Annotated in this window: 12 protein-coding genes; 3 read left to right on the top strand and 9 right to left on the bottom strand. The window is 43.0% G+C overall.

Annotated elements, in window-relative coordinates; genetic code table 11:
* Positions 1-2 precede the first annotated feature (2 nt).
* The 5 genes from panB to mazG all read right to left on the bottom strand — a co-directional run bounded on the left by panB (position 3) and on the right by mazG (position 4120).
* Positions 3-812 (bottom strand): 3-methyl-2-oxobutanoate hydroxymethyltransferase, encoded by an 810-nt coding sequence (panB, locus tag ACE01U_RS09870; protein WP_395579353.1) that lies wholly within the window; start codon positions 810-812, stop codon positions 3-5.
* A gap of 4 nt (positions 813-816) precedes the next feature.
* On the bottom strand, positions 817-1338 hold the full coding sequence (gene folK / locus ACE01U_RS09865) for a 2-amino-4-hydroxy-6-hydroxymethyldihydropteridine diphosphokinase (protein ID WP_086209852.1): 522 nt from the start codon (positions 1336-1338) through the stop codon (positions 817-819).
* Positions 1335-2804 (bottom strand): polynucleotide adenylyltransferase PcnB, encoded by a 1470-nt coding sequence (gene pcnB / locus ACE01U_RS09860; RefSeq protein WP_119064914.1) that lies wholly within the window; start codon positions 2802-2804, stop codon positions 1335-1337. Before pcnB ends, folK begins: the two co-directional genes overlap by 4 nt.
* A 137-nt stretch (positions 2805-2941) precedes the next feature.
* Complete coding sequence (locus ACE01U_RS09855) at positions 2942-3340, bottom strand: ComEA family DNA-binding protein (protein ID WP_291374248.1); 399 nt, start codon at positions 3338-3340, stop codon at positions 2942-2944.
* Between the two features lie 18 nt (positions 3341-3358).
* On the bottom strand, positions 3359-4120 hold the full coding sequence (gene mazG, locus ACE01U_RS09850) for a nucleoside triphosphate pyrophosphohydrolase (protein WP_395579351.1): 762 nt from the start codon (positions 4118-4120) through the stop codon (positions 3359-3361).
* Between the two features lie 118 nt (positions 4121-4238).
* Here mazG and ACE01U_RS09845 point away from each other — a divergent pair, with 118 nt between their 5' ends.
* Positions 4239-5006 carry an SDR family oxidoreductase gene (locus ACE01U_RS09845; protein ID WP_086209856.1) on the top strand — a complete coding sequence of 256 codons (768 nt, stop codon included), beginning with the start codon at positions 4239-4241 and terminating at the stop codon, positions 5004-5006.
* A gap of 40 nt (positions 5007-5046) precedes the next feature.
* Here the strand turns inward: ACE01U_RS09845 and ACE01U_RS09840 are convergent, their stop codons facing one another.
* The 4 genes from ACE01U_RS09840 to cysM are packed head-to-tail and all read right to left on the bottom strand — an operon-like array spanning position 5047 to position 10554.
* Positions 5047-7353 (bottom strand): RelA/SpoT family protein, encoded by a 2307-nt coding sequence (locus ACE01U_RS09840; RefSeq protein ID WP_086209857.1) that lies wholly within the window; start codon positions 7351-7353, stop codon positions 5047-5049.
* Between the two features lie 33 nt (positions 7354-7386).
* Positions 7387-8775 (bottom strand): 23S rRNA (uracil(1939)-C(5))-methyltransferase RlmD, encoded by a 1389-nt coding sequence (rlmD, locus tag ACE01U_RS09835; RefSeq protein WP_395579350.1) that lies wholly within the window; start codon positions 8773-8775, stop codon positions 7387-7389.
* Positions 8776-8781: 6 nt separating this feature from the next.
* The gene (locus tag ACE01U_RS09830) at positions 8782-9603 is read right to left on the bottom strand and encodes a 3'-5' exonuclease (protein WP_086209859.1); all 822 of its coding nucleotides are present in this window, start codon (positions 9601-9603) and stop codon (positions 8782-8784) included.
* Between the two features lie 21 nt (positions 9604-9624).
* The gene (gene cysM / locus ACE01U_RS09825; protein ID WP_086209860.1) at positions 9625-10554 is read right to left on the bottom strand and encodes a cysteine synthase CysM; all 930 of its coding nucleotides are present in this window, start codon (positions 10552-10554) and stop codon (positions 9625-9627) included.
* A 153-nt stretch (positions 10555-10707) separates the two neighbouring features.
* On the opposite strand from cysM, the gene ACE01U_RS09820 reads away from it, so the two are divergent.
* On the top strand, positions 10708-13521 hold the full coding sequence (locus ACE01U_RS09820) for a GacS-like sensor histidine kinase (protein ID WP_395579349.1): 2814 nt from the start codon (positions 10708-10710) through the stop codon (positions 13519-13521).
* A gap of 118 nt (positions 13522-13639) precedes the next feature.
* Positions 13640-14428 carry a crotonase/enoyl-CoA hydratase family protein gene (locus tag ACE01U_RS09815; protein WP_086209862.1) on the top strand — a complete coding sequence of 263 codons (789 nt, stop codon included), beginning with the start codon at positions 13640-13642 and terminating at the stop codon, positions 14426-14428.
* Positions 14429-14461: the final 33 nt, after the last annotated feature.

The raw sequence follows: 14461 nt of genomic DNA, 5'->3' as shown, positions 1-14461 counted from the left end.
TTTTACAGCTCGACTTGAAATGTTTGTTCTTTAGCTGGGAATGAACGATCTAGTACTGCTGTATGGTATGCCTTGAATGCATCCAAAATCGCAGTTTCCCCTGCTTGTTCTTTCATAAAGTTACGTACAAATTTTGCAACACGACCAAAAGTCAGTCCAAGCATGTCTTGTACCACCAAGACTTGACCATCGGTATCCACACCTGCGCCAATGCCAATAACGGGTACATGCGGGAACAACTCACTAATTTCTTTACCGAGCTGTGCAGGCACACATTCCAATAACAACATTGCAGCACCCGCATCCACAACCGCCTGACAGTCGGCAATCAACTGGTCTGCGGCTTCACGTGTGCGCGCTTGTAATTTATAACCGCCTAGCACATGAACAGACTGTGGGGTTAAGCCCAAGTGTACACATACAGGAATACCATTTCGTGTCAAAACCTGAACTGTTTCAGCAAGCCATGCACCGCCTTCGACTTTGACCATTTGCGCACCTGCCTGCATCACAACTTTTGAGCTTTGCAGAGCATCATTTAAAGTGGCATAGCTCATAAAGGGCAAGTCTGTCAAAATGAAAGCATGTTGATTACCACGACATACTGCTGCTGTATGGTAAGCCATATCCTCAACCGTAACAGGCAAAGTGGAATCACGACCTTGAATGGCCATCCCTAGCGAATCACCAATTAAAATAGTATCAATTTCAGCTATTTGCATTGCTTTTGCCATACTTGCATCATAGCAAGTTAGGCAGGAAAATTTGCGACCTTCTGCTTTAAATTTTCTTAAGTCATTTAAACTAATCATCAAACTATTCCTTTTCAACATTTTGAGCATTGCTCAATTCAATCGCTGCCCAATTACCTGCATCAAGCACACTTAATGTCGCTTGTTGTACAACAGGCAACTGCTTCAACGCAATACCATCAATGTGTAAATCAGGATCTAAATCCAACAGTGGGATAAGCACAAAATCACGCTCCATTACCCCTACATGTGGTACAGTTAAACGTTCATGCTGAATTTTTTCTTCGGCATAAAGCAGTAAATCTAAATCTAAAGTGCGTTCACCCCAATGGCGTAAACGTACACGTCCTGACTCTTGTTCAAAACGTTGTAGCTCATCCAGCAACGCCAAAGGTGCTAAATCTGTACTGAGTTGTAATACGGCGTTTAAATAGTTGGGCTGATCTTGCGGTCCCATCGGTGGACTTTGATATAACTTGGAGATCTTCACATCGCCGAGACTGGCCAACTTATGCACTGCTTCAGTTAAAATCAATTTAGAGTCGCCTAAATTGCTCCCTAAACCGATGTACGTAATGATGCTCATTGTGTTGGCCCAAAAATGACGCTGCTCAAGTCACGCTTCACACGCTTGCGTTTTAAAATTGGATGATCTAAACCTATTTCCGCAGAGCCAGTTGTAGTCACCGCGCCCACTTGAGATCGAACTTCAGACTGCTGTTTGGTCTTACGCGTGCGACGACTGCGTGGTTCTTGTTCTTTTACCAGAGGCTCTATTTCATGGCTTACTGTTTTAGCAACAGCAGCTTCTTCAGCACTTGCTTTGCCACTGCGACGTGCTTTTGCACGTTGGCGATTATATTGACTAATGGCACGCTCTTTTTCATCGGTGCTCATTAATTGATATGCATCCCACCATTGACCCATACCTTGCGTACTATCATCACCCGATTTTTCACGCAGCAATAAAAAGTCAAAGCCTGCACGGAAGCGTGCATGGGTTGATAATGCTTGAATTTGCTGTGCTTTCGGGTTAAGTAAACGCGTTTGCATTTCCCACACTTCACGAATAAACGTTTCAGCAAAGCGCGGAATAATCGTCCGAGTGGCTTGGCGTTTTAATACATCAAGTCCCGCTTGTGCACGAGCTTCAGCAGCAACCACACCTTTACTGCTATAAAACTCACAACGCTCTAGGAACGGTTTCCAGAGCAACACCGCATAGAAAAAGGCAGGGTTAATGGTTTTGCCGACTTGAATACGCTGATCCGTATTTTTAGCCGCACGCTCAATAAATGGGCTGATATTCGGCTGAATGTCCGCAAATAGTTGTTTCCAAATTCCGAAGTCAATCAGCATTGGCAATACACGATTCAGATGACCCATTGTAAACAGCTTCTGAGATTCATCATACAGGCGGTGCGGAGAAACATCGCGAAGCAGTTGTGTCATTTCAAGACTGAAAACATCTAAAATTTTCTGATCAATTGAAAAACCTAATTTTGCAGCAAAACGTAAAGTACGCAACATGCGCACAGGATCTTCTTCAAAACGCGTTTGCGCATCACCCAATAGACGTAATGTTTTATCTTTAATATCGTCTACGGCATGACAAAAATCCAATACAATGCCCTTGCGTGGCTGATAGTACATTGCATTAATTGAAAAATCACGACGCGCAAAGTCTTGCTCAATCGTTCCCCAATTGTTATCACGCAAAATCATGCCTTGCGCTGAGGTGACTTCTTTCTTCGGCGGTGCACGGAAAGTTGCAACTTCAACCAACTCACGACCTGAATAGACATGAGCCAGCTCAAAACGGCGCCCGATAATACGGCAACGTCGTCCGAAAACTTCTTTTACCTGTGACGGTGTTGCATTGGTCACTGCATCAAAATCTTTAGGATTTAGGCCGAGCATCATGTCGCGGACACCGCCTCCGACGATATAAGCCTCATAGCCAGCCTTAGTTAATGCATCGATCACATCTAAAATGTAAGAAGGTAATTGAGCGGTTGATAAACCACATTTTGACGCGCGCAAAGTTTGCAAAAGCCGCTGTCTCCTACGCCTAAACGTAAAATTCTAAGATGACGCTAATGATATCTCTAACACAATCAAAGGGCAATTTGATTCTCGAAAGCAAAACAGAATTCTGAGCAATTCATGAAGAAAAGTTTTCCATTTGACTATAAACTCAAACGTGCTTTATTTTTCAGAAAAATGGCAGGCCCAATCCCTGTCACCTGCTGTAATTCATCTATGGATTTGAATGCACCCTGTTTTTGTCGATAGGCTACAATTGCTTGGGCTTTCTTTAGACCTACACCCTGAAGCTGTTGTAATTGTTCAACACTGGCTTGGTTTAAACTTATTTTATCCGCATCAGTTACAGACTGAGGCTGAACTGGAGACACAGCACGTTTCACGCTCTTGGGCACTTGAATACGATCATCCCACGCTTGCTGTTCAGCTTTCCAGTTCAGGTAGTTCTGATCAAAAGACTGTGCATAACTGGTCGGCACCCAAGCCAATAAACTCAGTAATAACAAAGCAATGATCAACAAACTTACTTTTATTTTTATCAATTCAAACCACCATTTTTATTATTTCAATTGTAATTTGGCTTGCTCCCACAGATGATCCATTTCAGCTAAAGACATTTGCTCAATATTTTTGTTTTGTTGCAAAGCTTGATCTTCAATGAAAGCAAAACGAGTCCGAAATTTATGAATCGTACTCAAAAGCGATATTTCGCTTGAGACGCCCAGTTTACGTCCAACATTGATCATTGAAAATAAACAATCGCCAAATTCATCTGCTATTTCATCGGAATTTTGCTGCTGAACCGCATGTTTCAATTCAGCTAATTCTTCTTCAAGCTTGGCATAAGCACCTGCCACATCAGGAAAGTCAAAACCGATCTGTGCTACATTTTTTTGAATCTGTTCCGCCTGCTGTAAGGCAGGCCCGTGTTTGATACTGTCAAGTCTAGACTGTGCCTTACCTTGCTTTTCCTGTTGTTTAATTTGCTTCCAAAGTGCTCCCACCTCTTCAGCAGACAACGCCGAAAACTGCTGTGCTTGAAAAACATGTGGATGACGACGAATCAACTTTTCGGTGATGGCATGCACCACATCTTGAAAATTAAAAGCCCCTTGCTCAGCATACATCTGCGACTGGAACACCACCTGTAGCAGTAAATCCCCCAACTCATCACGCACCTCATCAGCCTCACCTGAACGCACGGCATCTTCAACTTCATAAGCTTCTTCAATGGCATAGCGGGTTAAACTTTCTGGGGTTTGCTGTTGATCCCATGGACATTTTTCACGTAACTCACGCATCACGTTCAGCAATTGTTCCATGTTTATCTCTCTTCAAAAATCATATTGATAATAATTACATTATGACGGCATACATTTGTTATGCTCAATCCAATCACAACAATAACATTAAGAAAAAGAGCAACAAGGAGCCATTTCAATGCGCAGTATTTTGATTAGCGGTGCAGCTCAAGGGATTGGTGCAGCCATCGCCCGCTTATTTTATACACATCATTACAAAGTAGGGATTTATGACATCAATAGCGCTCAAGCCGAACAGCTGGCAGCGAGTCTCGGCCCAAATGCCAAAGCAGGACAGCTCGATGTTTCCAACTATCAAGACTGGCAAACTGCTTTAGCCGAGTTTGTCACATGGGCAGGCGAGCTCAATGTCTTGGTCAATAATGCAGGAATTCTATTCTCAGGGCCTTTTGAACAAACAGAGATCGGCGCACATCACAAAACCATGTCGATTAATGTCAATGGCGTACTGAATGGCTGCCACGCTGCATTGCCCTATCTCAAACAAGCAAATTTTGCTCGTGTCATCAACCTTTCATCGGCTTCAGCCATCTATGGTCAAGCTGATTTGGTCTCGTACTCTGCCAGTAAGTTTGCAGTACGCGGTATCACCGAAGGCTTAGATACCGAATGGCAAAAATATGGCATTCGCGTGCTCGATGTCATGCCACTATTTGTACAAACTGCTATGGTGCAGGATATGCAAGCGAAGAGTATTCAAAACATGGGAGTACACTTAACTGCGGAAGATGTAGCACAACACGTTTTTCAACGCGCTGTTGAAAAAGATACGGCTTTAACTCCAACCCATCAAGCCGTGGGCGCTAAAGCCAAGCTTCTATTTCAACTGAGTAAAATCAGTCCCCAATGTCTGAATCGCCTGACCAACTTATATCTTTCTAAATAAAAAAAGAGCCTGCAATTGCAGGCTCTTTTTTTCAACTCTCTTAGTTACCTTGCACCAAACGACGCGCACTAATGATGCCCGGTTGTTGCTCTAACCGCGCCAACAGTTTCGATAGTTGCGATAAGCCTTTCACTTCAATCAACAATTTCATATTGGCAATACCATCTGCTTCAGAAATCGTATTAACCTGACGAATATTGATTTGGTCAGAAAAAATCACTTGGGTCAAATCTTTGAGCAAACCACGGCGATCATAAGCTTCCACCACAATTTGCACACTCTGACCACGTGTTGGCTGCATTTCCCAATCGGCTTCTACTGCACGTTCAGGTTCATTTTGAATCATGCGCAAGTAATCTGGACATGCAATTTTATGAATGCTCACCCCACGATTCAAGGTGATATAACCTGCAATCGACTCGCCATGCACAGGCTGACAGCATTGAGCTACATGCAGCTCAACGTTATCCAAACCATCAATCAGAATGCCATGTGCTGACAAAGTATGGCTAGCACGTGGGTTCAAGGTCGGCTTCAGCACCAGCTCAGGTTCATCCTGATCCAAATGCATATGACGATTCACCTGATTAATCAGCGCATGTAGACTAATGTCACCATTCACCAGTGCAATCAGGATGTCCTCACCCGCTTTGACATTGAAATGATTGCAGTAATCATTTAAATCAATACTTTTCGGATGAATCGCTAAACGTGAAAGCTCTTTATTGAGTAGCTCACGGCCTACTTCCAAGTTTTTACTACGATCTTGTTGGCGGAACCAATGACGCAACTTGTCACGCGCACGTGCCGTCTTGATATAACCTAAAGAGTTCACCAACCAATCGCGGTTTGGCTCACGGTCTTTCTTGGTTAAAATCTCAACTTGCTCGCCCGTTTTTAAGGTATAAGTCAGCGGAACATAGCGCTGATTCACCCGTGCGGCATAGCATTTGTTACCAACTTGGGTGTGTACATGATAAGCAAAGTCAAGCACGGTCGAACCACGTGGAAGTTCTTTGATATCGCCATCACGACTAAAGACGTAAATCTTCTCAAAATCTTCAAAATCCTGAATTTGTTCAAAATTTTCAGAATCATCATCTGACTTATGTACATTGGCATCATTCCGTTCTTGATAATGCTCAAGCACTGCACGCAATGAATGTAAACGGTGGTTAAAAGAGCGGTCGGTATTCTTGCCGCCTTCTTTATAATTAAAGTGTGAACATACCCCTAGCTCAGCTTCTTCATGCATATTTTTGGTACGAATTTGTACTTCAAGTGATTTATTTTCCGCAATCACAGCGGTATGCAATGAACGATAACCATTGGCTTTCGGGTTGGTAATATAATCGTCAAATTGATGCGGAATATGACGCCAAATTTGATGTACGATCCCCAAAGAGTGATAACATTCAGGGACTGTCTTCACCAAAACCCTGACGGCACGTATGTCATAAAGCTGATCGAAACTCAGGTTCTTACTTTTCATTTTTCGATAAATCGAATAAATGTGTTTCACCCGACCACTGATTTCAGCCTCTATACCATGTTCAGCCAAAGCTTCACGCAACTTATCTATGACAAACTGGATATACTGCTCACGCTCCAGTCGCTTCTCATTCAGTAGCGTCGCAATTTCTTTATAACGATCAGGTGCTAAATAGCGAAAGGCCAGATCTTCAAGTTCCCACTTTAACTGCGCAATCCCTAAACGGTGTGCTAGTGGTGAGTAAATGGTTAAGATCTCGCGTGCTACACGCTCTTGACGTTCTTTAGAAGAAGTCGCCAATTCACGCAGTGCATAGGTTCGCTCTGCCAGTTTGATCAATACAACACGTACGTCTTCGGTCACAGAAATCAACATTTTATAAATGCCGTTTAAGTGCTCGCGCTGGTTGTTATTAAAATGATCTTCGAGGCGTTTATTCTGCTCGATGAGATCAGACAACTTCCCCATGGACAAAGTGCCTTTGACCAAGGCATGTACTTGTTCACCAAAGTGCTCTTGCACTTCTGCCAAAGGAATGACCCCTTCACGTACACCACGATAGAGCATCGCAGCAGCTAAAGTATCTTCATCGACATGCAAATGGGCCAGAATATCCGCCATCTCAATACCTGTATAAAAGATATTGGAACGGTGGTTTACTGTGGTTTCTAACTCTTTTTGTAAAGTCAAATTGGCAACTTCTTCGAGTTGCTCAAGCTTCGCATCATCTAATATGCTTCGAACACGATCTAACCATTCAGCCAAATCATGTTGAGCTTGTTCGGCATGCTCTACAGTCGCCTCCTGAGACAACTCATTAAGTCGCCCAGGTAGTTGCTCACGTACTGTGACCATACCCATCTCCTACATTTTTACGCTTCATATTCTTTAATCGTTTATCTCATTATCTTTTTCAAACAATGCTATCGACTCAACATGACCAGTGTGCGTAAACATGTCCATCACACCAGCTTTAACCAACCGATAACCCTGCTGTACCAACAGCCCCGCATCCCTTGCGAGTGTCGCTGGATTACACGACACGTAAACGATTCTTTTTGCACCAAAGTTAGGCATATAATGCATTATTTCCTCTGCGCCTGCACGTGGAGGATCTATCAATAATGCATCAAATCCTTGATTTGCCCAAGAATGATGCGAAAAATCTTTTGTTAAATCTTGTGAAAAGAACTTCAACTGACTCAATGCATTGTACTTTGCATTTTCCGCACCACGCTGAACCATCTCCTCACTACCTTCAACCGCAATCACCTCTCCCATCGCACCAACACATCGAGCCAAAGGCAAAGAGAAATTACCTAAACCACAGAACAAATCGAGCACACGCTCTCCTTGTTGTAATTCTAGCAAGTCACATGCCAATTTCACCATTTGTGGGTTGATGGTTGAGTTGACTTGAGTAAAGTCCTGAGGATTAAAACCAAATTCCACATCAAAATCAGTTAAACGATAATGTAAACGCATCGCTGCATGTTCATCATCGACACGCTTTAAACTTTCTGGGCCCTCAGCCTGTAAATACAACTGCCACCCTTTGTCTAACGCAAATTGTTTTAATCGGTTGACATCCTCTGGGTTTAATTTTTCAGTATGTCGTACCGTAAGGGCAATATCACTATCCCCCATCGCTAATTCTATATGACCAATCGCGGCTTTGACTGTTAGACTTTGGAGTAACTGCTTCAGTCGTGTGATCGAACCAAACGCTTGATCCAACACCAAACAGCGGTCAATTGAAGTCAGTTTATTGGTTTGGCGCTCGCGAAAACCGACCACCAACTTATCTTTATTGGGAATATAGCGCACCCCAATGCGTGCTTTACGGCGGTAGTCTTCACGTAAAGAGCGCAAAGGTGGCAACCATTCTTCAGGTTGAATACCTGCAAAATGCTGCAAATGCGATTGCAGTACATTTTGCTTTAAACGAATTTGCTCATCGGGATGAATGTGCTGCATATTACAGCCACCACAGCTTTTAAAATGCAGACACTTTGGTTCGACACGAAAAGCAGAAGCTTCACTGAGGAGTTGAACAGCATCGGCTTCCTCTAAACGCTTTACCGCGTGGGTAATCTGCGCTTTCACCGTTTCCCCAGGCAGAGCATAGCTAATAAAGACTTTTTTGCCATGCTTTTCTACAGGATGATCAGGATGTGAACCATAGTGTGCTATACCACGCCCTTCATGCGAAAGAGACTCAACCTGAAAGATATAACTCGGCTGTTGAGTGGGACGAGGTTTGGCTCTATGTTTCATGTGTACCTAAATATGGGAAGAAGAAAAATCAGCAGCGGTAAAAGCTGTATGTTGCGAGGTCTCACGCCACACCGTTAAGAAATCTTGATGCTGTGGCTGGGTTTGTAAAAACTGAATGGTTTGGTGAACCAAATGACGATGGTCTTGCGTCAACAACTGCCCTTTGAGCAAGAGCCAACGCAAATACACCAGCCATGTATTCAGCACATCACCTTCACAATAACTAGTGAGTTTAAGCCATTCCTGCGCCCGAACATATTCAGGCACATGATAAGCCCCATCGCCTCGTTTGCCGGGATAACCCAACAAATGTGCAACATCATCCAGTTTTTGGAAATGACGTCCATTAAACATTGCCATCACATCCATAAGGTCGATGTGGCGCTGATGATAACGGTTCTGATAGTTATTATAGCGCTTTTGTGTGTCAATTTCGCCTTGATCGAACAAAGCAGGTGCAGTTAAACCATGATACATGGCACGAAGCATGATCACTGGTAAGTCGAACTGCGCACCATTCCAGCTCACTAAAGTTGGTAAGCGCTTATCAAATATAGATAAAAACTTACTCAGAATTTCTGCTTCAGAGTATTGTTCGCGACTAAAAGAAAAGAGTTTCATCTGGCCTTGATCATCCAACCACAAGCCTGAAATACACACAATTTCATGCAAAGCCAAACGTTGAAAATCCATGCCTGACTCTTGGCGACGCAATTTGGTCAGTGCAGCCTCCAAATCAGCCTCAGGCAAATCCAAACCATATAAATGCGCCCCAGATCTCAAATCAGTCATGGTTTCAATATCAAAGGTGAGCACAGGTAGGCGCATATATCAGACTCTATTTTCGTTTTATTCAGGATCAACCACAGAGAAAAGTCCCGTCGATAAGTAACGGTCACCACGGTCACAAATAATGCATGCAATGATAGCACCAGGGTTTTCTTCAGCAATTTTAATTGATGCCCACACCGCACCACCTGAAGAAGTTCCTGCGCTAATGCCTTCTTTTTGTGCCAATTTACGCATGGTTTTTTCTGCTTCAATTTGCGGAATATCAATAATCTGATCAATCCGACTGCGGTCAAAAATCGTCGGCAAATATTCTTCAGGCCAACGGCGAATCCCCGCAATACTTGAACCATCCGATGGCTGTAAGCCAATAATTTGAATCTCAGGGTTCATCTCTTTGAGGTATTTCGATACGCCCATAATGGTACCTGTCGTGCCCATTGAACTGACAAAGTGAGTAATTTTCCCACCTGTTTGCTGCCAGATTTCAGGCCCTGTCGTTAAATAATGCGCTTCAACATTGTCAGGATTACCAAACTGGTTGAGTACAAGCCCTTTGCCTTCCTCTTGCATTTGCAACGCTAAATCACGTGCACCTTCCATGCCCTGCTCTTTCGTCACTTCAATCAGCTCAGCGCCATAAGCACGCATTGCATCTTTACGCTCTTGGCTCATGTTATTTGGCATGATCAGTTTCATTTGATAGCCACGCATCGCGGCAACCATCGCCAGTGCAATGCCTGTATTTCCACTGGTCGCTTCAATCAAGGTATCGCCTGGCTGAATTTGCCCACGCTTTTCCGCTTGCATAATCATGTTATATGCGGGACGGTCTTTAACAGAACCTGCAGGGTTGTTGCCTTCTAACTTTGCCAATACTGTTGCTTGAGTATGACGAGCCAAACGCTGTAAACGCACTAGTGGAGTTTTTCCAACATAGTGATCTAACAAAAATTCGTCTGCTTGAAAATCAGTGGATGTAGTACTCATTGTTTGCACCTTGATCGAGGTGCGCCTATTGTATGGAAAAATGCCTGCCCCTGCACCCATTTAGCGTGCTTTTTCGTGAAAGTGATTAAAGCACCGTCGATTTTTTATAAAGCATGCTACACTTCAAAGCATAGGGAATAAATCGCTTGCATCATGTCAAATATCAATAAAAAGTTATTTAATCGTCTGCACTTAAATCATGCTTATGGACAGCTCATTGCCCTTATTTTCGTGCCGATTATGATTTTGGCATGTGTCGGTGCATTGTTGGTGATTACCGAAACTTCAAATGCAGCCAAAGCTCAGCAACGCCAAATGGCGATTGCAATTTTAACGCGCTATCAACTCGATGCCGAAGCAGCCATTAATTTATTGAATGCTTCGCCTTGGCAATATGAAAATGCACGTTATCTCATGCAAAAAATGCTGGATGAAAAGCATCTGATCCGTGCCGCAATTATTGATGACAAAGGCAATAATAAACTCAGCATTGGTTATCAAGATCAGGCGCCATGGCCTGCGCTGAAAAAAGGTACCGATTTTTTTGGCCCCTTGTCTTTTAACGGCAATACGGTCTATGGTCTTCCCATCAACCAATTTGCTGGCTCACCTGCTCAGTTAGTGATTGAAGTTGACAATCAACCCTTACAAATTGCACGTTATCGTGTGTTGATTGTGTTGATTGCGACAGGCTTGTTAACACTCTTATTGCTTTTATTGTGTTTGAATTTTTACTCGCGTCGTTGGATCGCGCCCATGTATGAAATTCGCATGCAGTTACAACGTTTAAATGCCGACACCCTTGATCAACACATGATCATCAACAGTACGGGTGAATTACGTTTATTGCAGCGCGACATTGCCAATGTGGTGAAACGCTTACACTTTAGTTTTTTAGAACTAAAGGAACACACTGAGCAGACAGAAGACGATTTGCGCCGAACTCTTGACACATTAGAAGTGCAAAACATTACCTATCGCCAAGCACGTGACCAAGCCATTTCAGCAAGTCAGTCTAAATCTGTTTTCCTAGCCAACATTAGCCACGAACTGCGCACCCCACTAAATAGTATTGACGGTTTTATCCATTTGCTGTTGCGTCAAGACAACTTGAGCAACGACCAAAACCTATATTTACAAACCATTCGCAAGTCTTCTGCACACTTATTGGCACTGATTAATGATGTATTAGATTTTTCAAAAATTGATGCAGGTAAGCTAGAACTCGATACGGCCACTTTTGACCTTGAAGAAGCCATTTTTGATGTAATGGATATGCTGTCCCCACTCGCAGCACAAAAGCATATCGACATGGCTTTTTATTATGCAGACAATGTGCCGAAGCATGTGGTTGGCGATACCTTACGTTTTAAACAAATTTTGACCAACCTAATTTCCAATGCGATTAAGTTCACCCCTGATGGTGAAATTATTGTGCGCGCAAGACTTGAACAAGATGATATTGGACAGTGTTTATTACATTTTAGTGTACAAGACAGTGGTATTGGTTTGAGTGGTACCGACCGTAAGAAATTATTTGAATCCTTCTCCCAAGGCGATGCATCTGTCACTCGCCAGTTTGGAGGGACAGGATTGGGCTTAGCGATTTCTAAACAACTCGTGCACCTGATGCAAGGCCAAATTGGCTTTGAAGACAACCAAGAACGTGCTCCAACAGAAAAAGGCTCCACTTTCTGGTTTACAGCCATGTTTATGGTCAATGAGGAAGATGAATTCATCGAACATCCTCAATTTAGCAATATTCAAGTCGTATCTTATTTAGCGCATCCTGCAACTGCCAATATTTTACGCCACTATCTAGAAGACTATGATGTCAAACACACTGAATCCAGCTCAATTTTGGATTTGTTTAGCCATCTGAATAAACTGCCTCTAGATGTCGAAAACACCTGGCTGATTGTAGATCATAGCGGAGATACTGAGGCCTTATTGAAAGAAATCCGTCAACGCTATAATGGTAATCTTGCAGTTTACGGCTATCAAATGTCACTTGATCTAAACATGTTGAATGACTACCGCGCACGGCCTTTATACCAACCACTCAGCCGCAGTGCCTTGATTCAACTACTCAGCAATCACCCCTTGTTTGAAGATAACGAAATGGAGTCTTTCAATGGTCAAGGTTTACATATTTTGGCAGTCGATGATCACTTACCTAACCTCATTGTACTTGAAGCATTATTGGGTGAATTGAATGTCACTACCACCAAGGCCTTGAGTGGGCAACAGGCTTTAGAAATTTTACAAGAACACTTTGAACAGGACAGCAAGCCTTTTGATTTGATCTTTATGGATATTCAAATGCCTGTCATGTCAGGTGTAGATACTACACGCGCTATTCGTGCCTTAGAGTCAACTCTAGAAAATAATAAACGCTTACCGATTATCGCACTAACTGCACATGCTTTAGCTGATGAAAAGCAAAAACTCCTGCAAGTCGGTATGGATGACTATGTCACTAAACCAATTCAAATTGATCAAATTATCCAAATTTTGACTCACTGGACTACAGAACGTTTCAACAAAACCTCCGCGGTTGAAAAAGCCATCATGATCGAGGCGCTGGATCCGAAAGTACTGGACTGGCAACAAAGCTTACAATTGGCAGCAAACAAAGAAGATCTTGCTGTTGATCTGCTACGCATGTTGATGGATAGTTTCGACACGGAACTAAATGAAATGAAACAGTTGATAGAAATGGAAGACTTTCCGCAACTTGAACACGTTCTACACCGCTTATACGGGGCAACGCGCTATGTCGGTGTACCGAACTTGCAAGAAGCAACCGGCACATTTGAGCAGTTTGTTTCGACCTTGCGTAAAGAGCGACGTAAAGCCGATGAACAGTTCATTCAAGAAACCATAAAACGTTTTAATGAACTCAAAGTTGTCATTGAGCAAGTGCAACATGCTGCACAACAAATTTTAATCAAACATAATTCTTAAAAACGGTCGAAACACGACTAAAGTCAGTACTGTCTATCTTTTGATATGACTGCACTGTCATGTATCCTAACAAGGTGCATGTTATGCTCCATGCAAGCAAAAAATAAGAGTTTTCATCATGGCTTTACTTCGCATTGAAAAAAATAATGGCATCGCGACTGTTTCACTCAACCGACCAGACAAGCGTAATGCCATGAGCTTCGCTTTATTGCGCGAACTGGTGCAAACCGCTGAAAAAATCAAAAAAGATCGGAGCATTCGCTGTGTGATTCTGACTGGTGAAGCCCAAGTATTTAGTGCTGGTATTGACCTTGCTGATTTAAACAATCCCAAAAATCGCGCCTATGCCGCATGGGAACTGATTAAACCTGGGCAAAGTCTATTTCAAAAAGCGTTTCTTATTTGGCAAGAACTGCCTGTTCCTGTGATCGCAGCAATTGAAGGATTTTGTTTTGGTGCAGGCATGCAATTGGCTTTGGCTGCTGACATTCGTGTCGCTCACCCTGCAACTAAAATGTCGATTATGGAAAGTCGTTGGGGACTTGTGCCAGATATGGGGCTTACTCGCTCTTTAAAAGGCTTAGTGGGACTTGATCTTGCGAAAGAACTCACGCTTACAGCCCGTATTTTTGATGCTCAATATGCCAAAGAAGTCGGTTTAGTCACACACTTAGATGAATCCCCTCTTGCAAAAGCACAGTCTATTGCAGAAGAAATGCTACAGCGTTCACCTGATGCGCTCATGGCCTCTAAATACGTACTTGATGCCATGCAACATGAACCAAAAAAATCTTTGCGCATGGAAAAAATTTGGCAACTCAAATTACTGTTAGGTAAAAACAGCCAAATCGCGCGCAAAAAAGACAAACAACCCGATGTCCAATTTGTACCACGCCAGTACAAATAACAGCATTTAACCGCATTCAGTTTAGAAGAGAGT

Source organism: Acinetobacter halobius (assembly GCF_044130335.1).
In the GTDB taxonomy this organism is placed as follows: Bacteria; Pseudomonadota; Gammaproteobacteria; order Pseudomonadales; family Moraxellaceae; genus Acinetobacter.
Note: the sequence above shows the minus strand (reverse complement) of the source record. Positions and strands in the feature narration are given on the sequence as shown.